The organism is Actinospica durhamensis, assembly GCF_018139695.1.
Taxonomy (GTDB): Bacteria; Actinomycetota; Actinomycetes; order Streptomycetales; family Catenulisporaceae; genus Actinospica; species Actinospica durhamensis.
Genome location: NZ_JAGSOG010000022.1, coordinates 25,886 through 48,018, shown reverse-complemented (window position 1 = coordinate 48,018; position 22,133 = coordinate 25,886). Strand labels below are relative to the sequence as shown.

Here is a 22,133-nt window from a genome sequence, read left to right as displayed (position 1 = left end):
AAAGCCGCGGCTCGGCGACCGGTCCGCCGGGATCAGCCGCCGGTGTACTGGACGGTGGCCTCGTCGAGGTTCACGTAGTTCGAGCTTCCCAGGGAGCTGTTGTAGATCACGGAGATCGTGTTCGAGCCCGCGTTCAGCGCCACCCCGCTCACCGTGACCGTGTTCCAGGTACTCCAACTGGCCGTGCCGGGCAGGCTCAGGTTGTCGTTGACCGCGGCGCCGTTCACGTACAGGTAGCGAGAGGCGTTGCCCGCTGCCGCGGCGTATCGCAGTGTCACGCTGTAGGTGCCGGTGCGGCTGACGTTCGCGTTCAGGTCCACCCACTCGCTGTCGGCGTCCCAGCCCGCGACGTACGCCGTGCCGCTGTAACCGCTGTAGGTCGACTCGGTGGACAGGCCGTGCAGGACACCGTTCTGCGCGAGCAACTGGACCGAGGCCTGCATCGTGTCGAGGTTCAGGTAGTTCGTGTCGCCCGCGGCGGCCGAGTAGTTCACCGTGACGGTGTTGTACCCCTGGTTGAGTGCGACGCCGTTGAGCCTGATCGTCGACCAGCTGGTCCAGCTGCCTGTGCTCGGGAAGCTCTCGGTCTGGGCGAGGGTGGTGCCGTTGACCGTGATCTGCCTGGTCGCGGCGCCCGCGCCGGCCGCGTAGAAGAAGTCGAGCTCGTAGTTCGCGGTGGACGGAGCGTTCACCTCGAACGTGACGTACTGGCCGTCGGCGTCCCAGCCGGCCAGGTAGCCGCGACCCTGGAAGCCCGCGTTGGAGCTCTCCGTGCTGATGTTGGTCAGGGCATTGATCGCGTCGTACGTGCCGAACGCGGGTTGCGCGCCGGTGCTGCCGTCGGCCGGCACGACCAGGAGCGCGCTGGCACCCGCGGCCGCCGTCAGTGACTGGATATATGAACTCGAGGTCGGGGCGGACCAGTCGGCGCCGATCAAACCGTCACTGCTGCGGCGCACGTTCCAGGCCTGATTCGCGTTGCGCTGGAGGTAGGGCAGGAACTGGCTCTCGCCCTCGACCGTGACCAGGTGCGCCAGGTTCCTGATGAGGATCATCTTGAACCCGCCGGCGTCGTCGACCCCCTCGTAGTCGACCGTGCCCGCGTTGGTCAGGTACGTCGTCGCCCAGGTGGCCGCGCTCACCGCGTCGGTGAGGTACGAACTCGTATTAGTGGCCTCATACAGGGCGTCGGCGGCGCCGATGTAGCTGCCGAAGTTGTACGTGAAGTCCCACTTGGCCACGCCGGAGCCGTCGATGTGGTCGTAGACGTGGCCGCCGCTCTGCAACGTGCTCTGCACCCAGCTGAAGATCGACTCGGCGTCGGTCAGATAGGACGAGTCGCCGGTGGCCTGGTAGATCTCGGCCGCGGCCTCGGCCACCGGGGCGTTGGCGGCCACGTTCTTCTCGTTCTGGACCGAGCGCTGCCACCAGATCCCGCCGCCGTAGGTCGAGTCCTGATACGCCCAGATCTCGCTGAACAGGTTCTCCGCGGTGGTCAGATAGCGGCTCTCGCCGGTGATCTGGTAGGCCCGGATCGAGGCGACGTCCCACCAGGCCAGGTCGTCGTTGAAGTCCGTGCTGAAGGTCGGGTAGAAGGCGGTGAACCCGTCGTAGACCTCGTCGATCATGCTGCGGTAGGTGGACGCCTGGCTGGAGCTCTGTGCCTCGGCCGCCTGGTAGGCGTCCATGACGGTCTCCCAGTTCTGCGCCTCCCACCAGAAGTCCGCGTACAGGCCGCTGTCCGGGCCGTAGGCGTGCGCGGTCTCTATCTGCTGGTTGCTGTTCGTGTAGAAGTAGTCGGTCGTGGGATCCCAGAACGCCGAGACGAAATCGGACATCGCCGTGAGTCCGTCGGAGCTTGTGGCGGCCTGGGCCGGGACGGCCGCCGCCAGGCTCGTGGCGGCCAACAAGCCGCCCGCGATCAGGAGACTGAGCTTACGCATCGTTCCTCCGAAACTGCGTCGGTGCAGTGCGCGTGACCGTAGTGTCGAAGTTGTCATGCGTCAACATAGGTCAACCTGTCGCAGGTCTTTCGGCAGGCCAGGCGGAGCGGTAGGGTGACGCAATGTCGAAGCCGTTGCTCTACCAGAACATCGTCGACCACCTGCTCGACGCGCTGCGCACCGGTGAACTCGGCCCGGGCGCGCGGGTACCGTCAGAGGCCGAACTCGCGGCCCGCTTCGGCGTCAGCCGGGTCACCGCGCAGAGCGCGCTGGAACTGTTGCGGCGTCAGGGCGTGGTGGAACGGCTGCGCGGCAAGGGGACCTTCGTCGCGCAGCAGCTGCCCGACCTCGACTCGATCAGCCTGGACAAGACCGAGGCCGGCACGCGTCGCGACCGGGTCGCGGCCGGACGCACCTTCGCGCTGCTCATCCCGGACGTCTCGGAGTCCTACGGGCTCGAACTCCTGCTCGCCGTGGACGCCGCGTGCGCCGAGCACGGCGACGACCTGATCGTGCACCGCACGGCCGGGGACCGGGCCGAGGAGGAACGCGCGGTGGACCGGCTGCGCGAGCGCGGGGTGGACGGGTTGGTCGTCTTCCCCGTCCACGGCGAGTACCACAACGCGAGCCTGGTGCGGGCGGTGCTCGACCACTTCCCGCTGGTCATGGTGGACCGGCCGCTCGAGGGCCTGCCCGCGGACGCCGTACGCACCGACAACCTCGCCGCCGCACGCGAACTGACGGCCGCTTTGATCCGGGACGGCCATCGCCACCTCGCCTTCGCCTCGCCCGAGCCCTCGCACACCACGAGCATCGAGCAGCGCCTTGCCGGGTTCCGGCAGGCGGTGGCCGAAGCAGGGCCCGAGGTCACCGGGCACGCCGTGACCGGGTTCGGCGCCACGCTGCCCGGAGCGCTCAACGCCGCGAACGTGCGCCGCGACGCGGAACGGATCGGACGTTTCCTGGACGACACACCGCAGGTGACCGCGATCGTGGCGAGCGAGTACAACCTGGCGCGGGTGGTGGAGACCGGAGTGCGCGAGCGTCCGAACCCGCCGCGCATCGCCTGCTTCGACTCCCCGGTGGACCCCTTCGACCCGCCGCGCTTCCTGCACGTGCGCCAGGACGAGGCCGAGATGGGCCGGCGGGCGGTGGCGGCGCTGCGCGAGCAGCTCGCCGGGCGGACCCGGCCGGCTCTGACGACCGTGGCGTTTCGGCTCGTGGAGGCCGGGACGGGCCCGGTCGAGAGCTGACCCGGCGTCACAGTCGCGGGGTGCCAAGGGTCATCACCGTTGCGCGCGTGTGAAGGAGGGGTTATATTCACGTCACCGCTCGAACCATTGAATATATTTAGTAGAGGTGATCTGTGCACGCCGTGGCCGCCGAGCTCGCCGCACTCCGGGAACGGATCGGCGCGATCCTCGACGAGGAGACCGCCGCACTGGTCGTGCGCTTCGCCGACGAGACCCTGCACCGCGCCGCCCGTACCCTGGCCGACGACACCGTCTTCCTGCTCACCGGCGACATCCCGGCGATGTGGCTGCGCGACTCCGCGGCCCAGGTGCTGCCGCTGATCCGGCTCGGCGACGCGCTTCCGGCGGCCGAGGGCTTCGCGGTGGCGGTGCTGCGCCGCCAACTCGCCTGCATCGCGCTCGACCCGTACGCGAACGCGTTCAACGCCGGGCCCGACGGCGCCGGGCACCAGAGCGACGAGACCGCGATGAGCCCGGACGTCTGGGAACGCAAATACGAGGTCGACTCCCTGTGCTACCCGCTGCACCTGGCCTACCGGATCTGGCGCGGCTACGGCCGCACCGACGTCTTCGACGCCGGGTACTGGGCCGCGGTCGAGCGCGTCGTCGAGCTCTGGGAGACCGAGCAGGACCACGAGAACGCCTCGACCTACCGGTTCCAGCGCCACGACGCGCCCGCCAGCGACTCGCTCGAGCGCGTCGGCCGTGGCCCGCTCGTCGCCGTCACCGGCCTGACCTGGAGCGCCTTCCGCCCCAGCGACGACGCCTGCGCCTACGGCTACAACGTGCCGGACAACCAGTTCGCCGCCGTGGTGCTCGGCCGGCTGGCCGAGATCGGCGAGGCCGCACCGCCCCCCGGGCCGACCGGCGCCGATCTGCTCGCGCGGGCCGCCAAGCTGCGCACCGCGATCGAGGACGGGCTGCGCGCCCACGCCCTGATCGACGATCCGGAGACCGGACCGCGCTGGGCCTACGAGGTGGACGGGTACGGCGGCGTGCTCGAGGCCGACGACGCGAACGTCCCGAGCCTGCTGTCCCTGCCGCTGCTCGGCTACTGCCGCCGCGAGGACCCGGTCTATCTCGCCACCCGCGCGTTCGTGCTCAGCGAGCGCAACCCGACCTACCACCGCGGCAGCGCGGCGAGCGGGGTCGGCAGCCCGCACACCCCGGACCGGCACGTGTGGCCGATCGCGCTGGCCGTGGCGGCCCTGACCGACACCGACGAGCAGGCCAAACGCGACGCGCTGCGGACCCTGCTGGCCACCCGGGGCGGCACCGACCGCATCCACGAGTCCTTCCACGCCGACCGGCCGGAGACCTGGACCCGCGGCTGGTTCTCCTGGGCCGAGGCGATGTTCTGCGAGCTCGCGCTGGAGTGCTGCGGGTTCCCCGATCCGGAAAAAGGCTGACCCAGGTGACGTACACCGACACCCCGGACCCCCGGCGCGCCGCCGGGCGTCCGGCCCCGAGCCGGCCGGGCCGGGCGCGTACCGGCGGCCTGCGCCGGCGCGAGAGCACCGCCGCGGCGGCCTTCCTGAGCATCCCGGTCCTGGTGTTCCTCGCCTTCGTGGTGCTGCCGATCGGGCTGATGGCCTACTACAGCTTCACCGACTACGACGTGCTCACCCCGCCCAGCTGGATCGGGTTCGGCAACTACACCAAGCTCCTGCACGACCCGTTCTTCCGGATCGCGCTGAAGAACACGGTGATCTACACCCTGATGTACGTGCCGCTGGGCATCGCCGTCTCGCTCGGCACCGCGCTGCTGCTCAACCGCCGGGTGCGCGCCGCGAAGTACTTCAGGGTCCTGTTCTACGTGCCGGTGGTCTCCTCCACCGTGGCCACCGCGAGCATCTGGTACTGGATGCTCAACCCGCAGCGCGGACTGATCAACATCATGCTCGGCTGGTTCGGGATCAACGGCCCGGCCTGGCTCTACGACTCGAACTGGGCGATGCCCGCGATCGTGCTGATGTCGGTGTGGGCCGGGTTCGGCACGAACATGGTGATCTACCTGGCCGGGCTGCAGAACATACCCCCGGAGCTGACCGAGGCGGCCAGGACCGAGGGCGCGAACGGCTGGCAGGTCTTCCGCCACGTCACGCTGCCGTGCCTGGCCAAGACCACGCTGCTGGTGACCACGCTGCAGATCATCGGCGCGTTCCAGGTCTTCGACCAGGCCTACGTGCTGACCCAGGGCGGCCCGGGCAACTCGACCGTCACGCTCGTCTACTACATCTACGACCGCGGATTCGGGGCCTTGCAGATGGGATACGCCTCGGCGATCTCGGTGGTGCTGTTCCTGGTGATCCTCGTCGTCGCGCTGGTCAACGCCGGCCTGGTCAAGCGGACCGGTGACCGATGAGCGCCCTGACGACCTCCCCGACCACGAGCGCGCCCGGCGCGCCCGGCACGCCGAAGACCGCGGCCGCGGCGGCCCCGCACCCGAAGCGGCGCAAGCCCCTGCGACGGCGTGTGGGCGGGCTGCTGTGGTGGGCCGCGGCGGTGCTGGTGAGCATCTCGACGGTGCTGCCGCTGCTGTGGACCCTCTCGACCTCGCTCAAGCCCGCCGGCGAGATCATCTCGGACGGTTTCCGGCTGCTGCCGCGCACCTTCACCTGGGGCAACTACAGCAACGTCTTCCACACGGTGCCGATGCTCTCCTACGCCCGCAACTCGCTGCTGATCGCGAGCGCCGGAGTGCTCTCGAACCTCTTCTTCGGCTCGCTGGCCGGCTACACCCTGGCCAAGCTGCACCTGCGCGGCAAGCGGATCCTGTTCAGCGCCTACGTAGGCTCGATGATGATCCCCTCCACCGCGACCATGGTGCCGCTGTTCCTGATCATGAAGCAGTTCCCGCTGGTGGGCGGGAACGACCTGGCCGGCAAGGGCGGCGGCGGCTTCATCGACACCTACTGGGCGGTGATCCTGCCCGGCGCGGTCGGCGCGTTCGCCGTGTTCTTCATGAAGCAGGCCTTCGAGTCGCTGCCCGGGGACCTGGCCGACGCCGCCCGCATCGACGGCGCCGGGGAGTTCCGGATCTTCTTCCGGATCTACCTCCCGCTGGCCCGGGCCAGCCTCGCGGTACTCGGCATCCTGACCTTCCAGGCCGGCTGGAACTCGTTCATGTGGCCGCTGATCGTACTCAGCTCGCCGAGCATGATGACGATCCAGGTGGGCCTGGCCGGGTTCGTGACCAACTACGCCACCGACTACGGCCCGCTGATGGCCGGCACGGTCGTGGCCTCGCTTCCGGTCCTGATCGTCTTCCTGTTCGCGCAGCGCTGGATCGTGGAGGGACTCGCGACCAGCGGCGGCAAGTGATCCACGGCGCAAAAAACGGTTCACCCTCGATTCCCGAGAAGGGGCTCTTCGCCATGCACGCGACACGCACCAACCCGCACCACTCCGACTCCACCGGATTCTCCCGCCGCGGCGTCCTGCGCACCGGCGCACTCGGCGCCGCCGGCCTGGCCGCCGCACCGCTGCTGAGCGCGTGCAACGGCAGCTCCTCCTCCAGCGGTTCCTCCGGCTCCGGCGGCGTGGCCCAGCTGACCATGTGGGGTTCGTTCTCCGGCGACCAGATCGCGCAGATCAACAAGCAGCTGGCCGCCTTCAACAGCTCGCAGAAGGACATCCACGTCACCTACGAGTCCCAGGGCGTGCTCGAGCCCAAGCTGCTGACCGCGGTCGCCTCCGGCAAGGACGTGCCGGACGTGGTGCTCTGGGACCGGTACCAGACCTCGCTCTACGCGCCGAAGGGCGCCCTGTCCGCGATCGACGACCTGGTCGCGCGGGACCGGGTGGACCTGACCGACTTCTTCCAGCAGCCGCTCGGCGAGATGCGGATCGAGGGCAAGCTCTACGGGCTGCCGATGCTGGTGGACAACCGCTCGCTGCTCTACAACAAGACGATCCTGGACGGCGCCGGGATCAGCCCGCCGAGTACCTGGGACGAGATAGCGGCCGCCGCGGCGGAGCTGACCCAGTACTCCGGCGGCAAGCTCACCCGCTCCGGCTTCGCCATCGACGACGTCGGCCTTTTCAACATGTACATCATGCAGGCCGGCGGCAAGATGCTCAGCAGCGACAAGAAGTCCGTGGCCTTCGACAGCGCGGCCGGCATGGCCGTGCTCGACTACTGGAGCGAACTGGTCAGCCAGAAGAAGGTCTACCAGGTCGGGTTCGCCCAGGGCATCGACGGGTTCGGCACCGGCGCGATCGCGCTCAAGTACGACGGCCCCTGGAACATGCCGACCTACGACGCGGTGAGCGGCTTCGAGTACGGCGTGGTCGCCCCGGCCACCGGCCCGGGCGGGGACAAGGGCGCGATCACCGGCGGCTTCGGCCTGGTCATCCCGACCGCGGCGAAGAACCGGGACGCCGCGTGGGAGTTCATGAAGTGGTGGTGCACGGTGCCGGCGAACGCGGTGGGCTTCTCCAAGATCTCCAGCTGGCTGCCGGGCAGCATCAAGGCGACGCAGGACCCGTACTTCTCCACCGGGCACTGGCCGGCCTTCGTGCAGACGATGGACTTCGCCACGGTCCGCCCGAACACCCCGGGCTACTCGGACGTGGAGGGCAAGGCGCTCGACCCGCAGCTGCAGAACTTCCTGGCCGGGCACACCGGTGCACAGAGCGCGCTGGCCACCGCCGCGTCCCAGGGCAACCAGATCCTCACGCAGAACCTCTGAGCACGAGCACAGGCACAAGCACAAGCACAAGCACGAGCACGAGCACGACGGAAAGGCGAGAGGCAGCCCCCATGGCGCAGCCGCAGGCGCACGGCGCCGCATGGCAGGATCGGGCGGAGCGGGTCCAGCGGAGTCTGGACGAGTACTTCGGTACGGACCGGCCGCAACTGTTCGACAACTGGCACCCGCTCGGACCGGGCGAGAACGACACGTTCAACTACTGGTGGCTCGCCCACGCCCTCGACGCGCGCATCGACGCGTACGAGCGCACCGGCGAGGCCGGTTGGCTGAAGCAGGCCGTGGAGATCCACGACAACCTCGTCGCCCGCAACGAGGGCCTGCTGTTCAACGACTACTTCGACGACATGCTCTGGTTCGCCCTGGCCACGCTGCGGCTGGCCGAGGCGACCGGGGACCCGGTGTACGCCGAGGAGGCCGAGCAGCTGTGGCGGCACGTCCACGAGCTCGGTGCGAACGACGAGGCGGGCGGTGGCATCGCCTGGCGCAAGGAGCAGTTGTATTACAAGAACACGCCCTCCAACGGCAGTTTCGTGATCCTCGGCGCGCGGCTGCACCGCAGAACCGGAGAGAAGCGCTATCGGGACGAGGCGGAGAAGGTCCTGCGCTGGCTGGAACAGGCGCTGGTGCGCCCGGACGGCTTCGTGCAGGACGGCGTGAACCGGCTCGGCGACGGCGCGATCGACACCGAGTGGAAGTACACCTACAACCAGGGCCTGTACATCGGCGCGTGCGTCGAGATGGCGGAGCTCACCGGCGACCGCACGCTGATCGACAAGGCCCTGCGGACCGAGCGCGCCGCGTACGCCGAACTGGCCGAGGGCGACGTGCTGCTCGACCGCGGCGACGGGGGCGACGAGGGCCTGTTCCAGGGCATCATGCACCGGTACGCGGGCCTGCTCGTCGAGGCCTGCGACCGGCTGGGTGCCCATGAGGAGGCCGCAGCGGTGCAGGGCCGGATCACCGCCGCCACCGAAGCGCTCTGGCACGGCGCGTTGGCGGACGAGGAGCGGCTGCTGGCCGGACCGGACTGGCGGGTGCCGGTGCCGCCGGACGGGCACGTGCCCTACTCGGCGCAGCTCAGCGCGATCATGGCGACCGAGGTGTGCGCGCGGCTGACCAGTCGGACGGACGCGCTCTCCGGGCACTGACACCGCAGGCAGAACACCGCCCCGCACCGCCCCCGCGCCGAGTCAGGACCGCGGGGGCGGTGCGGTGGAGGCGCCGGGCACCAGCCGGGTGGGCAGGACGTGCTTGGTCACCGCGCCGGGCTCGGCGAGCTGGGCGAACAGTTCCTCGACCACCCGGGCGCCGAGCTCCGCCTGGGGCTGGGCGACGTGCGTGAACGGGTAGGGCGAGTCGTCGAGCGCGGCCGGCGGCTGGTCGAAGCAGACGATGGAGACGTCCTGCGGGATGCGCCGGCCGAGATCGCGGCACGCTCGGCGCAGCATGATCGCGAGGTGGTGCTCGGAGACCAGATACGCCGTCAGTTCCGGCCTGGCCTCGACGAACGCGGTGAGCTTCGCCAGGTCCTCGCTCGCGTCCACCCGGGATCCGGGGGTGACGGAGTAGAGCTCGTGGAACTCGTCCGCCTCCTGGTGCGGCACGCCGGCTCCGGCGTGGGCCCGGACGTAGCCGTTGCGGCGGTCCTCCACCGTGGAGACGCGGCTGGCCGAGGTGATCAGGCCGAGCCTGCGGTGGCCGAGCTCGAACAGGTACTCGGTGGCCGCGCGGGCCCCGGCGAGGTTGTCCGAGCAGACCGTGGAGACCGGCACGCCGTCGAGCGAGCGGTCGATGATGACCACCGGGAACGACCGGGCCAGCAGGCCCATCAGCAGCGGCGGGATGGACTGCGAAGAACTCGGCTGGAACGCCAGGCCCCTGATGCCCGCGGCCAGCAGCTCCTCGATCAGCGGCCCCTCGGCCGCCTCCTCCCCCACCGAGGTCTTGAGCACCAGGTTCGCCCGGCCCGAGGTGGCCCCGATCATGGACGCCAGCAACGCCGTGCCGAAGGTGTCGTCGAAGCTGGTGATGAGCGCGCCGAGCAGCGGGGCGCCCTCGGCGCGGGCATTCGCCGGCAGCGGCGGGTACGCGCCCGGCTCCGTCGCGCCGCGGACCGCGGCGGCGGGCGCCGGCTGCGGATCGGCGCTGATCACGACGGTGCCGTGCTTGGGCCGGCGTACGACATAGCCCTCCGCCTGGAGCATGTCCAGGGCGCGCTTGACCGTGATGGCGCTGACCGAGAACTCGGTGCCGAGGTCGGCCGGGGCGGGCAGGCGCGCGTCGACGCCGATCCGTCCCTCGCGGATGCGCGCCTTCAACTCGGCGTATACCTGCTCGTACAGCAACTTCTCGCGCAACGCTCGCCCTTCGCCGAAACAGACATGTTTAATATATCAGTTGCGTGCCTGACGCAGCAGCCTCCGGTCCGCCCGTGCGGGCAAGGCTACGCCCGCCCGACACCTTCGCGGAGGTGTCGGGCGGGCGTCGTCGAGGCCTGCTCTCCCGCTGCTCCGGCTGCTACAGCGGCGTCACGTACGCGCCGCTGATGCCGCCGTCGACCACGAAGGCGGAGGCGGTGACGAAGGACGCGTCGTCGCTGCCGAGGAACGCGACGGCGGCCGCGATCTCCTCCGGCCGGGCGAAGCGGCCGAGCGGGATGTGCACGAGGCGGCGGGCCGCGCGCTCGGGGTCCTTCGCGAACAGCTCCCGCAGCAGCGGGGTGTCCACCGGGCCCGGGCACAGCGCGTTCACGCGTACCCCCTCGCGGGCGAACTGGACGCCGAGCTCGCGCGACATCGCCAGCACCGCGCCCTTGGACGCGGTGTACGAGATCTGCGAGGTCGCGGCGCCCATCAGGGCCACGAAGGACGCGGTGTTCACGACGGCGCCGCGGCGCCCGTCCGCCTTGAACTGCCGCAGCATGTGCGGGATCGCCGCCTTGCAGCACAGGTAGACCGAGGTCAGGTTCACCTCCTGCACCCGGCGCCAGGCCTCGATACCGGTCTCCAGGATCGAGTCGTCGTCCGGGGGCGAGATACCGGCGTTGTTGAACGCCAGGTCGAGCGAGCCGTACGTGTCCACCGCGGTCTGGAACAGGGCCTCGACCTGCGCGGCGTCGGTGACGTCGACGGGTACGAACAGGCCGCCGACCTCCTTCGCCGCCGCGGCCCCGGCCTCCTCGCTGACGTCGGCCACGACCACCTTCGCGCCCTCGGCCGCGAGCCGCCTGGCCGTGGCCAGGCCGATGCCGCCCGCGCCGCCGGTCACCACGGCGACCTTGCCGTCATAACGCTCCACCATGTGCAGCTTCCTCTTTCACTCTCGCGTGTTGCCCGTGGGTCGTGCGCCGTCGAGTCGTTCAGTCGGCGGCGATGAAGACGTTCTTGGTCTGGGTGAAGGCCTCGAGCGCGTCGGGGCCGAGTTCGCGTCCGAGGCCCGAGTCCTTGTAGCCGCCGAACGGGGTCCAGTAGCGCACCGAGGAGTTCGAGTTCACCGACAGGGCCCCGGACTGCACGGCGCGGGCGACCCGCAGCGCGCGGCCGACGTCGCGGGTCCAGACCGATCCGGACAGTCCGTAGCGGGTCGCGTCGGCCAGCCGGATCGCGTCGGCCTCGTCCTCGAACGGCAGCACCGCGACGACGGGTCCGAACACCTCCTGCGTGCACACGGGCGAATCCGGATCACCGGGGGCCACGACGGTGGGCGGGAACCAGAACCCCGGCCCGTCCGGCGCGCTGCCGCGGAAGGCGATCGGCACGTCCTCGGTGAGGAACGCGGCTACCCGGTCCCGCTGTGTGGCGGAGATCAGCGGACCCATCTCGGTCTCCGGCAACCCCGGGTCGCCCACCTTCACCGCGGCGACGGCGGGTTCGAACAGCTCGAGGAAGCGGTCGTACACCGAGCGCTGCACCAGGATCCGCGAGCGGGCGCAGCAGTCCTGGCCGGCGTTGTCGAAGACCGCGTAGGGCGCGGCCGCGGCCGCCTTCTCGAGATCTGCGTCCGCGAAGACGATGTTCGCGCTCTTACCGCCGAGTTCCAGGGTCACCGGGACGAGCCGCTGCCCGCCCTGCGCGGCGATCCGGCGGCCCACCGCGGTCGAGCCGGTGAACACGAGCTTCGCCACGTCTGGGTGCTCCACCAGCCGCTGCCCGGCGACCGGCCCGCGGCCCGGCAGCACCTGGAACACGTGCGGCGGCAGGCCGGCCTCCCGTGCCAGTTCGGCCAGGCGCAGCGCGGTCAGCGGGGTGTACTCGGCGGGCTTGAGGATCACCGTGTTGCCCGCGGCGAGCGCGGGGGCCACCCCCCACGCGGCGATCGGCATCGGGAAGTTCCACGGGGCGATCACCGCGACGACGCCGAGCGGCTCGCGGAAGGTGACGTCGATGCCGCCGGCCACCGGGATCTGCCGGCCGCACAGCCGCTCCGGCGCGCCCGCGTAGTAGTCCAGCAGATCCCTGACGTTCCCGGCCTCCCAGCGGGCGTTGCCGATCGTGTGGCCGGCGTTGGCCACCTCGATCCGGGCCAGCTCCTCGATCTCCTCGTCCACGCGCGCGGCGAACCGGCGCAGCAGCCGGGCCCGGTCGCCGGGAGCCACCTCGCGCCACGCCGGGAACGCGCGCAGCGCCCGGGCGACGGCGGTATCCACCTCGGCCTGCCCCGCCATCGCCACCTCGGCGAGCGGCTTCCCGGTCGACGGGTCGAGCACCGTGTACGCGGGCTCCTGCGGCCCCCGGTCGGCTCCCTCGGCTCCCTCGACTTCGAGGTCTGTCATCGGTTTCCCTCCTTCCACGCGGCGGAGGCGGCCCGTTCGCCGCGCGCCGCCCTGAGCGCGGCATGCGTGACCAGGCCCTCGAACAGGCGCGCGTCCTGTCCGGCCTCCGGGTGCCACTGCACGCCCACGACGAAGGCCCGGCCGCCGAGCTGCACGGACTCCACGGTCCCGTCCGAGGCGAGCCCGGTCACCGCGAGCCCGCGGCCCACGCCGCTCACCGCCTGGTGGTGATAGCAGGGCACTTCCACGCTGGGGCCGAGCAGGATGCCGGGCAACGCGTCGGGGTCGAGCGTGACGCTGGTCGTGCCGAAGACGCCGGGGGCGGGACGGTGGCCGTCGTGCTCGGCCCGCTCGGGCACGTGCTGGTCGAGAGTCCCGCCGCAGGCGACGTTGAGCAGCTGGGCACCGCGGCAGATCCCGAGCACCGGCAGGTCCCGGTCCAGCGCCGCCTTCAGCAGCGCCGATTCCCAGGCGTCGCGCTGCGGCCGGGTCCCCGACGTCTCCGCGTGCGCGGGCGCGCCGTAGAGCTCCGGGTCCAGGTCCGGGCCACCGGTGAGCAACAGCGCGTCGATCCTGGCCACCGCGGCGTGTGCCGCCGCCGACGGCTCGACGCCCGCGACGGCGGCCGGTGGAAGCAGGAACGGAAGCCCGCCCGCCGCCGCGATCCCCTCGACGTAGCCGAAGGGCAGCAACGCCGCCTCGGAGTTCCACACGCCCCAGGACGCCTGGTCGCGGTACGTGCTCAGGCCGATCACCGGCAGCGGCCCGTTCTCGGCCGCGGTGGGCGCGGGCCCACCCTGTGCCAAAGCCAAGATGTCGATCTCCATTCTCACATCCGCTCGAATCCGCGGAACCGCTCCCAGTCGGTCACGGCGGCGTCGAAGGCCTCGATCTCGACCCGGGCGGCGTTGAGGTAGTGCTCGACCACCGTGTCGCCGAACGCCGCGCGGGCCAGAGTGCTGCCGCCGAACAGCTCCGCGGCCTCGCGCAGCGTCCCCGGCACGCGCGGCAGGTCGGCGCGGTACGCGTCGCCGCGGAACTCGCTCTCCAGGCTCAGCCCGCGATCGATCCCGTCGAGCCCGGCGGCGATCATCCCGGCCACGGCCAGGTACGGGTTCACATCGCCGCCCGGGACGCGGTTCTCCACCCGCAGCGACTCGCCGTGTCCCACGACGCGCAGGGCGCAGGTCCGGTTGTCCCGGCCCCAGGCCACCGAGGTCGGCGCGAAGCTGCCGGCCGCATACCTCTTATAGGAGTTGATGTTCGGGGCGAACAGCAGCGTCAGCTCACGCAGCGCCGCCAGCTGGCCGGCCAGGAAGCCCTCCATCAGCGGCGAGAACCCGTGCGGCCCGGCGCCGGCCAGCACCGGCGCGTCCTGCTCGGCCGAGCGCAGGCTCAGGTGGATGTGGCAGGAGTTGCCCTCCCGGGCGTCGAACTTGGCCATGAAGGTCAGCGCCGCGCCCTGCTGGGCCGCGATCGCCTTCGCCCCGGTCTTGTAGAGCACGTGGTTGTCGCAGGTGGCCTGGGCCTCGGCGTAGCGGAAGGCGATCTCGTGCTGGCCGAGGTTGCACTCCCCCTTCGCCGACTCCACGTACATCCCGGCGCCGGTCATGCCGAGCCGGATCGCGCGCAGCAGCGGCTCGATGCGCGCGGTGCCGAGGATCGAGTAGTCGACGTTGTACTGGTTCGCCGGTGTCAGCCCTCGATATCCCTTGTCCCAGGCCTGTTCGTAGCTGTCGCGGAACACGATGAACTCGAGCTCCGTGCCGACGTACGCGGCCAGACCGCGCTCGGCCAGGCGGTCGAGCTGGGCGCGCAGCACCTGGCGCGGGGAGACCGAGACCGGCGCGTTATCCTGCTCGCGCAGCACGTCCGCGAGCACCGCGGCCGTGCCGGGCTGCCAGGGCAGCATCCGCAGCGTGGACAGGTCCGGCTTGAGCACGAAGTCGCCGTAGCCGGTGTCCCAGGAGGACAGTCCGTACCCGTCCACCGTGTTCATGTCGACGTCGACGGCGAGCAGGTAGCTGCACCCCTCGGTGGCGTGCGGCACGACCTCGTTCAGGAAGTACTCGGCGGACAGCCGCTTGCCCTGGAGCCGGCCCTGCATGTCGGTGATCGACAGTTCGACGGTGTCGACGGTTCCGTCCTCGACCAGGGCGCGCAGCCGGTCCAGGGTGAGCATGCCGGGCCGGCGCGCTCCCGATTCGTGCGTGACGTTGTTGCCTTCGTTCATGGATCAGACCGACCCCAGCTCCGCCTCGATGGCCGCGAGCTCGGCCGCGGTGCCCTGGACCTTCGGTCCGGTGAACCACTTGCGGGCCGAGGCCAGCCACCAGATCCCGGCGAAGCCGAGCACGACGGCGACCGCCACGACGGTGTAGTTGAAGTTGCCGCGGGTGATCGGCGAGGTCGTGGGCAGCATGAACAGCACCGTGATGACCACCACCCAGGCCACCGCGACCACGCCGATGGGCCTGGACCAGCGGCCCAGGTGCCAGGGGCCGCGCTCGAACCGGTCGCCGAGGCGCAGCCGCAGGAAGGTCGGGATGACGTAGGCGATGTAGAGCCCGATCACCGCGATCGAGGTCACCGCGGCGTACGCGGTGCCGTTCCACAGGTCGGGCAGGCCCAGCAGGAAGGCGCCCACGACGGCGAGCCAGACCGCGTTGGTCGGGGTGCGGGTGCGCTTGTTGATCCGGTGCCAGATCCGCGAGCCGGGCAGCGCCCCGTCCCGGGAGAAGGCGTAGATCATCCGCGAGTTGGCGGTGACCGAGGACATGCCGCAGAACAGCTGGGCGCCGATCACGACGAGCAGGAGCAGCTTGCCGCCGGTGAGTCCGAGCGCGTCGATGAAGATCTGCGCGGGCGGCACCCCGGTGGCCGAGGTGGCCTCGCCGGCGTAGTTCTGGATGGCGAAGGTGATGCCGATCAGCAGCACCCAGCCGGCCACCAGCGAGACCACGATCGACATCACGATGCCGCGCGGGCCGCTGACCGCGGCGTCCTTGGTCTCCTCGGTCATGTGCGCGGACGCGTCGTAGCCGGTGAAGGTGTACTGGGCCAGCAGCAGGCCGAGCAGCGCGACGTAGAAGCCGGAGGACCAGCCGGTGTTGTTCACGAAGTGCCCGAAGACGAAGGAGGCGGACTGGTGTTTGGACGGCCCGAAGGCCAAAGCGCCCACGATCACCAGCACGCCGAGGATGTGCCACCAGACGCTGACCTGGCTCAGCAGCCCGACCAGGCGGACGTTGAAGGTGTTGAGCAGGCCGTGTACGAGCAGCACGGCGCCGAAGATCTCGACGGTGTGCGGAGCGCTTGCGGCGAAGTTCCACTGCAGGTCGAGCAGGGCGTTGATGAAGAACGCGGCGCCGAAGTCGATGCCCGCGGTCACCGCGACCTGGCCGAGGAAGTTGAACCAGCCGGTGAACCAGGACCAGGCGGCCGAGTTGGTCCCGGCTAGCCGGGCCGACCAGTAGTACAGGCCGCCGGCGGTCGGATAGCTCGAGCAGACCTCCGCCATGGCCAGCCCGACGAGCAGCGTCATCAGTCCGACCAGCGGCCAGCCCCAGGTGATCAGCGCGGGGCCGCCGGTGTTCATGCCGTACCCGTACAGGGTCAGACAGCCGCTGAGGATGGAGATGATGGTGAAGGAGACCGCGAAGTTGGAGAACCCGGACATGGTCCGGGACAGCTCCTGCGCGTAGCCGAGTTGGTGCAGCCGTTGTTCGTCGGTCTGCGGCGCGTCGAGTGCGACCGCGTCGGACGGGAGCGGCGACGCGGCGCCGGGGGGATTGTCGGTGGTCAAAGCACGCCTCCAGGGGCCGGCTGCGGATGAGGGCCTTGCGACGGTGGGGCAGGGGTGTGCCGAGCGACATCAATGGACGATCAGTCGTCCATTTTGGATACCAGTCTGGGGGTCACACGCCTGGTGTCAAGAGGCAGTCCGAAAATCGGCTTCGGTGACGGTGGGTCAGGCCCGAGCCGGCCGCTCGTCCGTGCGGCATAAGCGCAGCCGCGAGGCTCAGCGCAGGAAGCCCTCGAGCAGGGACGCGGTCCCGTCCAGGTGCTCGGCCATCGTCCGGCGGGCCGCCTCGGGATCGCCGCCGAGCACGGCCTCGCAGATGCGCCGGTGCTGCTCGGCGGAGTGCGCGAGGTTCACCTCGAGCATCGGGATGGCGTCGAGCAGGGTGTTGATACGCAGCCGCGCGTCGGCGACCGCCGTGGCGAGCAGCGGCGAGCCGGAGGCCTCGGCCAGGGCCAGGTGGAAGCGGGTGTCGGCGATCCGGTAGCCGGCCGCGTCGGCCTGTTCGGCCGCCTCCCTGCGCTGCGTCAGCAGCCTGCGTTCCGCGGCGTCCAGCGCCCGGCCGGCCGCCGCCTCGGCCGCGCCGGTCTCGACCGTGCGGCGGAACACCAGCACGTCCTGCAAGCCGCCGGGCAGTCCCTCGACCAGGTCCCGGAAGCCGCCGGGCGCGGCGCTCGCGGGCACCCGCAGCACGTAGGCGCCGCCGGATCGGCCGCGGCGGCTCTCCACCACGCCCTCGGCGGCCAGCGCACGGATGGCCTCGCGCAGCGTGTCGCGGCTCACGCCGAGCATCCCGGCGAGCTCCCGCTCCGGGGGCAGCCGCTCCCCGCAGCCCACCGCTCCGAGCTTCACCGCCCGCAGAATCCGCTCGACCGTCTCCTCGAAGGCGTTGCCGGTGCGCACCGGGGCGAACAGCGAGGACTGCGGGGACTGCTGGGACTGCTGCGCGGCCGACGGCTCCGTGCGCACGGCATCGACGGCTTCGACGGACCCTTCGGCGGCTGACCTCATCCCCGGAACAGCTCCTCTCGCCTGCCCCCAGGCAGCGCCACGCGGGACGCGTCGTCACGCCGCCGGACACAATCTTAAGGCCTGCACGCCGGCCATTTCCCGGCGCAAGGCTGGCCGCAAAATTCACACGCCTGCCCCACCGCGCACGGGGCACGGCAGGGCAGGCGTGTGATGGTGCGACGATCCGACCGCCCGGTTACGGCGCCCAGGCCGGCTGTACCAGGAAGCTGACGTCGTCGGTCCAGGACGTGGAGCTGTCCCAGGCGTCCGAGCCGCCGTCACTGGCCACGTACAGCTGGCCGCTGTAGTGGCGCAGGTAGTCGGCCGGGGTCGCATTCCAGGACAGGGACTCGCCCTGGCCGTTCTTGCCCGGCGTGGGACAGAACGTGGCGTCCGAGGCGAACTGTGTGGTGCCGTCGTCCTGCTGCTGGTAGACGGCTCCGCTGGTCTGCCGGAGATAGCCGTTCGGGTAGTCCTTCGACTCGAACGAGACGCACGCGCTGTTGGCCAGCCCGGGCGTGACGATCCAGGTCGCGTCCTGCTTGTCGAGCGTGGCGCTGGTGGTGGTGATGGCGGACAGGATCGCCCGGCCGTTCTGGTGCCGGATGAAGTCGGCGGTGCAGCACGCCGTGGTGGCCCGGAAGGACACCTCGGCGCCCGGGGCCAGCGCGACCGCGCTCAGGTAGCCGAACTGCTGCGACGCGCCGCCGGTGCACGCCTCGATGTCCAGCTGTGTGCCGTCGGCGGTGTTGTCACTCGGGTCGGTGAGGCAGAGGCCTGACTGCGGGTTGAGCAGCGAGCCGTCGGGCTGCTGCACCCACCGCTGGCCGCCGATCCCGTTGCACGCCCACAGTTCCACGTGCGCGCCGGACGTGGTGCTGTCGCCGTCGATGTCCAGGCACTTGCCCAGCGACTGCAGCGACTGGCTCGAGGTGTTGTACGTCCAGTGCTGGTCCACCGCGGCGGCCTGGCAGTCCCAGATCTGCAGCTGCGGACCGATGGCGCCGTACAGGTCGTTGCCGGGCACGTCCACGCACTTGCCGCCGGGCGCGCTGATCGGGTGCCCGCTGTTGACGAAGAACTGCTGGTCCGCGGCTCCTTCGCAGGTCTCGATGTCCAGGACGGTGCCGGCCGCCACGGCGCCGCCCGGGTCGGTGAGGCAGAGCCCCGACTGCGGGTTGAGCAGGGTGCCGTCGGTCTGCTGCACCCACTTCTGGCCGCCGACGCCGTTGCAGGTCCACAGTTCGACCTTGGTGCCCGGCGTGGTGACGTTGCCGTCGATGTCCAGGCACAGGTTCAGCGTGCCGATCGACTCGTCGCCGTTCTGCCACCAGTACTGGTCGGCGTCCTCGCGCGCGCAGGTGGCCAGGTCCACGGCCGTGCCCGCGACGCCCGCCGCACCGGCGGTGGTGCCGACGCACTTGCCCGCGGGCGCGGAGATCGTCTGCCCCTGGATCAGCCAGCCCGAGGCGATGACGAACTGCTGGCCCGCCGAACCGGTACAGGTCTCGATGTCGAGCACGGTGCCGCCGGCGGTGCTCCCGCCCGGGCTGGTGAGGCAGAGCCCTGACTGTGGATTGAGCAGGGTCCCGTTGGACTGCGGCACCCATTGCTGGCCGCCGACGCCGTTGCAGTCCCAGAGCTCGACCTTGGTGCCCGCCGTGGTGAGGTTGCCGTCGATGTCGAGACAGCGCCCCATGGTCACGAGCTCTTCGGCGTTCTGCCACGAGGGGATCGCGGCGCCCGAGGGCAGGCCCTGGTCCGGCGCGGTACGCAGGTACTGCCAGCTCTGGTCGACGGCGTCGTGCTGGCAGGTCGCGATGTCGACCGCGGTCCCGTCGCCGCCGGTGTCGTTGCCGCTCACGTCCAGGCAGGTGCCGCCCGGACCGGTGACCGGCACGCCCGGACCGCCGCCGCTGGTGCCGGAGTACGCGGCGGAGGCGATGTTGGTCTGGACGCTCGCGACGGTGGAGTTCGAGGCGTAGCCGGAGACGATGGCGCCCTCGAAGAACGCGCCGGGGGCCATGTCGCTCTGGTCCCCGCCCACGCCGAGCCCGATGCCGCCCTCCTGGTGCATCGGCGCGTACCCGCCGCCGGGCAGCGCGCCGGAGTAGAGCGAGGTCAGCGCGGACCCGGTGGCGTCGCCGCCGTCGAGCGCGAACTGGCTCTGGCCGTCGTTGCGCAGCACCGCCGTGATGAACTTCGCGTTCTCACTCACGTTGGCGGCGTTGGCGCTCGAGCCGTTGCCCATGTACACGCCGTTCTCCAGGTCGGCCTGGATCCACGGCCCCTTGCCGGTGCACGGGGAGACCCCGCACCAGGTGGAGATGATCAGCGCGTCCATGTGCCCGTTGCCGGTGTCGGTGGCGCTGGTCTCCATGTTGCCGAAGTCGAAGCAGCAGTGGTCGGTGGCGTCGGTGCCGCTGGCCACCTCGTAGATCGACTCCGGCGCTCCGTTCACGGCCATCCCGGGCGCCGGGGTGTTCGCGACGGAGGGCACGTAGCGGTAGCCGACCTTCGCGGTGACCCGCACGCCGTAGGCCTCGTGCCCGTTGACCGTCACCGGCAACGCGTCCGCCCGCGCCCCGATGTTGGCCGAGCCGGAACTGCCGGCCGGGCCGAGGGTCAGGTCACTGTGGTTGCCGGACTGGTCGTAGATCCGGGTGATGGTGCAGACGGTGTTCGCGCAGAACGAGTCCTGGGTGGCCGCGTTCACGTAGCCGCCGGTGCTGAGCAGCCCGATGTCCGAGGTGGTCCCGTCGGACTGTCGGCTCACCTGGTACAGCGGCCCGCTGTAGCCCGCCGACAGCGCCCGGACGGTGCTGTAGGCGGCCACACAGGTCTGGCCGCCGGCGGCGAAGTCGTCGCAGGGCAGGGTCGAGCCGGCCGCCTGCGCGGACTGCGCGGCGGCCTGGGTGAGCATCGTGGCGGCGAGCAGGACGACGCACACCAGGGACCACGATCGCGTGGCCAGGGTGCGTAGCTTCATGGTGACTCCAATCTCGGCTGTACGACGAGGTGCAGGGATGGAGCACCGCTGCGCCGCCCCGTGGCAGCGACGCGACGCAGCGGAGTTCTAGCGCGCGGACACCGGCTCGAGCCGCAGGATGCTCCACGAGACCGGGGGCAGCACGAGCGAGAGGTTCTCTCCGTCGAGCTCGTGCTGGGTGCTGGCGCGCGGGGTGACGCGGTCCGGGGCGTCCTGGGAGTTCGTCAGCATCAGCTCGCCGCCGCCCATCACCTGGTGCTCGACGACCTGCAGCCGCGCGTCGGTGACCAGGCGCAGGTCGAGCCGGCCGGAGTCCTGCTCGTTGCGGTTGACCGCGAAGACCGTGAGCGCGCCGGTCTCCGGGTCGCGGGTGGCCGTGACGTCGACCGAGGGGGCGCCGGGACCGTCGGCTCCGGGGACGCCGGGCGAGGTGGGCTCCACTCGCAGCACCTCGCCGCGGGCGTGCCGGGCGGTGAGCGCGAAGGGGTGGAAGATGCTCTGGCGCCACGCCTTGCCGTCCGGCTCGGTCCGGATCGGCGCGATCACGTTGACCAGCTGGGCCAGGCAGGCCACCCCGATCCGGTCGGCGTGCCGCAGCAGGCTCATCAGCAGGCTGCCCACCACCACCGCGTCCTCGGTGGTGTACTCGTCCTCGATCAGCCGCGGCGCCTCGGTCCAGTCCAGGTTGTCCTGGCCGACGAACCGGCTCTCGTACCACAGGTTCCACTCGTCGAAGGAGAGCTTGAGCTTGCGCCGGGAGCGCTTCTTCGCCCCGATGTGGTCGCAGGTGGCCACGACGCCGTCGATGAACGCGTCCATGGTGTGGGCCGAGGCCAGGAACTGCGCCCGGTTGGCCGGGGTCTGCTCGAAGTAGGCGTGCAGCGAGATGTAGTCCACGAACTCGTAGGCCTGGTCGAGCACCTCGGCCTCCCAGCTGCCGAAGGTGGGCATCCGCTCGTTGGAGCTGCCGCAGGCCACGAGCTCGATGTCCGGGTCGATCCGGCGCATCGCCTTCGCCGTCTCGGCGGCCAGCTGCCCGTACTGGGTCGCGGTCTTCTGCCCGATCTGCCAGGGGCCGTCCATCTCGTTGCCCAGGCACCACAGCCGGATCGCGTGCGGGTCGCGCACGCCGTGGCCGATCCGCAGGTCGGAGTAGCGGGTGCCGCCGGCGAAGTTGGTGTACTCGAGCAGGTTGCAGGCGTCCTCGACGCCGCGGGTGCCGAGGTTGACCGCCATCATCGGCTCGACTCCGGCCAGCTTGGACCAGGCCATGAACTCGTTGAGGCCGAAGGTGTTGCGCTCCAGCGAGCGCCAGGCCGTGTCCAGCGTCACCGGCCGCTGCTCCCTGGGTCCGACGCCGTCCTCCCAGCGGTATCCGGAGACGAAGTTGCCGCCCGGGTAGCGCACGACGCTGACGCCGAGCTCCCGGGTCAGCTCGAGGACGTCGGTGCGCAGGCCGTCGGCGTCGGCGGCCGGATGACCCGGCTCGTAGACGCCGCCGTAGACGCAGCGGCCCATGTGCTCGACGAAGGACCCGAACAGTCGAGCCGGGACGGGTGCTATGACGAACGCGGGGTCGATCGTCGCCGTGCTGGTGAACACGCGTGCTCCGTTTCTGGAGGGAGGTGAGCGGGTGGGGCGGTGGCCGG

16 protein-coding genes are annotated in these 22,133 nt (G+C 70.8%); 6 read left to right on the top strand and 10 right to left on the bottom strand.

Annotated elements, in window-relative coordinates; translation table 11 throughout:
• Window positions 1-32: 32 nt before the first annotated feature.
• The gene (locus tag KDL01_RS07520) at window positions 33-1,943 is read right to left on the bottom strand and encodes a glycoside hydrolase family 76 protein (protein WP_212527627.1); all 1,911 of its coding nucleotides are present in this window, start codon (window positions 1,941-1,943) and stop codon (window positions 33-35) included.
• Between the two features lie 122 nt (window positions 1,944-2,065).
• On the opposite strand from KDL01_RS07520, the gene KDL01_RS07515 reads away from it, so the two are divergent.
• The 6 genes from KDL01_RS07515 (at window position 2,066) to KDL01_RS07490 (ending at window position 9,059) form a co-directional block, all read left to right on the top strand.
• Window positions 2,066-3,196: a GntR family transcriptional regulator gene (locus KDL01_RS07515; RefSeq protein ID WP_212527626.1), complete on the top strand. Its 1,131-nt coding sequence runs from the start codon at window positions 2,066-2,068 to the stop codon at window positions 3,194-3,196.
• A 113-nt stretch (window positions 3,197-3,309) separates the two neighbouring features.
• Window positions 3,310-4,605, top strand: a complete 1,296-nt coding sequence (locus KDL01_RS07510) for a glycoside hydrolase family 125 protein (protein ID WP_212527625.1) — start codon at window positions 3,310-3,312, stop codon at window positions 4,603-4,605.
• Between the two features lie 89 nt (window positions 4,606-4,694).
• Entirely contained in the window at window positions 4,695-5,561 is an 867-nt protein-coding gene (locus KDL01_RS07505) for a carbohydrate ABC transporter permease (RefSeq protein ID WP_368861528.1), read from the top strand.
• On the top strand, window positions 5,558-6,520 hold the full coding sequence (locus tag KDL01_RS07500; protein WP_212527623.1) for a carbohydrate ABC transporter permease: 963 nt from the start codon (window positions 5,558-5,560) through the stop codon (window positions 6,518-6,520). The genes KDL01_RS07505 and KDL01_RS07500 overlap by 4 nt, the downstream gene beginning before the upstream one ends.
• Before the next feature lie 53 nt (window positions 6,521-6,573).
• Window positions 6,574-7,890, top strand: coding sequence for an ABC transporter substrate-binding protein (locus KDL01_RS07495; protein ID WP_212527622.1), 1,317 nt, complete (start codon window positions 6,574-6,576; stop codon window positions 7,888-7,890).
• A 71-nt stretch (window positions 7,891-7,961) separates the two neighbouring features.
• Complete coding sequence (locus KDL01_RS07490) at window positions 7,962-9,059, top strand: glycoside hydrolase family 76 protein (protein WP_212527621.1); 1,098 nt, start codon at window positions 7,962-7,964, stop codon at window positions 9,057-9,059.
• 42 nt (window positions 9,060-9,101) lie between these two features.
• Here the strand turns inward: KDL01_RS07490 and KDL01_RS07485 are convergent, their stop codons facing one another.
• The 9 genes from KDL01_RS07485 to arfA form a co-directional block, all read right to left on the bottom strand.
• The gene (locus tag KDL01_RS07485; RefSeq protein WP_212527620.1) at window positions 9,102-10,268 is read right to left on the bottom strand and encodes a GntR family transcriptional regulator; all 1,167 of its coding nucleotides are present in this window, start codon (window positions 10,266-10,268) and stop codon (window positions 9,102-9,104) included.
• Window positions 10,269-10,428: 160 nt separating this feature from the next.
• Window positions 10,429-11,211: a 3-oxoacyl-ACP reductase gene (locus KDL01_RS07480; RefSeq protein ID WP_212527619.1), complete on the bottom strand. Its 783-nt coding sequence runs from the start codon at window positions 11,209-11,211 to the stop codon at window positions 10,429-10,431.
• A 58-nt stretch (window positions 11,212-11,269) separates the two neighbouring features.
• A complete protein-coding gene (locus KDL01_RS07475; RefSeq protein ID WP_212527618.1) occupies window positions 11,270-12,682 on the bottom strand; it encodes an aldehyde dehydrogenase family protein in 1,413 nt (470 codons plus the stop codon).
• Entirely contained in the window at window positions 12,679-13,509 is an 831-nt protein-coding gene (locus KDL01_RS07470) for a gamma-glutamyl-gamma-aminobutyrate hydrolase family protein (RefSeq protein WP_212527617.1), read from the bottom strand. The genes KDL01_RS07475 and KDL01_RS07470 overlap by 4 nt, the downstream gene beginning before the upstream one ends.
• Window positions 13,510-13,511: 2 nt before the next feature.
• Window positions 13,512-14,864 carry a glutamine synthetase family protein gene (locus KDL01_RS07465; RefSeq protein WP_212527640.1) on the bottom strand — a complete coding sequence of 451 codons (1,353 nt, stop codon included), beginning with the start codon at window positions 14,862-14,864 and terminating at the stop codon, window positions 13,512-13,514.
• Between the two features lie 54 nt (window positions 14,865-14,918).
• Window positions 14,919-16,361 (bottom strand): amino acid permease, encoded by a 1,443-nt coding sequence (locus KDL01_RS07460; protein WP_212527639.1) that lies wholly within the window; start codon window positions 16,359-16,361, stop codon window positions 14,919-14,921.
• A gap of 342 nt (window positions 16,362-16,703) precedes the next feature.
• Window positions 16,704-17,495, bottom strand: a complete 792-nt coding sequence (locus KDL01_RS07455; RefSeq protein ID WP_212527616.1) for a FadR/GntR family transcriptional regulator — start codon at window positions 17,493-17,495, stop codon at window positions 16,704-16,706.
• Between the two features lie 196 nt (window positions 17,496-17,691).
• Window positions 17,692-20,484, bottom strand: coding sequence for an arabinofuranosidase catalytic domain-containing protein (locus KDL01_RS07450; RefSeq protein WP_212527615.1), 2,793 nt, complete (start codon window positions 20,482-20,484; stop codon window positions 17,692-17,694).
• Window positions 20,485-20,571: 87 nt separating this feature from the next.
• Complete coding sequence (arfA, locus tag KDL01_RS07445; RefSeq protein WP_212527614.1) at window positions 20,572-22,086, bottom strand: arabinosylfuranosidase ArfA; 1,515 nt, start codon at window positions 22,084-22,086, stop codon at window positions 20,572-20,574.
• Window positions 22,087-22,133 lie beyond the last annotated feature (47 nt).

Bases quoted from the DNA above. Each gene is read 5' to 3' on its own strand.
- KDL01_RS07520 (WP_212527627.1), bottom strand. From the start codon at position 1,943: ATGCGTAAGCTCAGTCTCCTGATCGCGGGCGGCTTGTTGGCCGCCACG.
- KDL01_RS07515 (WP_212527626.1), top strand. From the start codon at position 2,066: ATGTCGAAGCCGTTGCTCTACCAGAACATCGTCGACCACCTGCTCGAC.
- KDL01_RS07500 (WP_212527623.1), top strand. From the start codon at position 5,558: ATGAGCGCCCTGACGACCTCCCCGACCACGAGCGCGCCCGGCGCGCCC.
- KDL01_RS07495 (WP_212527622.1), top strand. From the start codon at position 6,574: ATGCACGCGACACGCACCAACCCGCACCACTCCGACTCCACCGGATTC.
- KDL01_RS07490 (WP_212527621.1), top strand. From the start codon at position 7,962: ATGGCGCAGCCGCAGGCGCACGGCGCCGCATGGCAGGATCGGGCGGAG.
- KDL01_RS07480 (WP_212527619.1), bottom strand. From the start codon at position 11,211: ATGGTGGAGCGTTATGACGGCAAGGTCGCCGTGGTGACCGGCGGCGCG.
- KDL01_RS07475 (WP_212527618.1), bottom strand. From the start codon at position 12,682: ATGACAGACCTCGAAGTCGAGGGAGCCGAGGGAGCCGACCGGGGGCCG.
- KDL01_RS07470 (WP_212527617.1), bottom strand. From the start codon at position 13,509: ATGGAGATCGACATCTTGGCTTTGGCACAGGGTGGGCCCGCGCCCACC.
- KDL01_RS07465 (WP_212527640.1), bottom strand. From the start codon at position 14,864: ATGCTCACCCTGGACCGGCTGCGCGCCCTGGTCGAGGACGGAACCGTC.
- KDL01_RS07460 (WP_212527639.1), bottom strand. From the start codon at position 16,361: ATGTCCGGGTTCTCCAACTTCGCGGTCTCCTTCACCATCATCTCCATC.
- KDL01_RS07455 (WP_212527616.1), bottom strand. From the start codon at position 17,495: ATGAGGTCAGCCGCCGAAGGGTCCGTCGAAGCCGTCGATGCCGTGCGC.
- KDL01_RS07450 (WP_212527615.1), bottom strand. From the start codon at position 20,484: ATGAAGCTACGCACCCTGGCCACGCGATCGTGGTCCCTGGTGTGCGTC.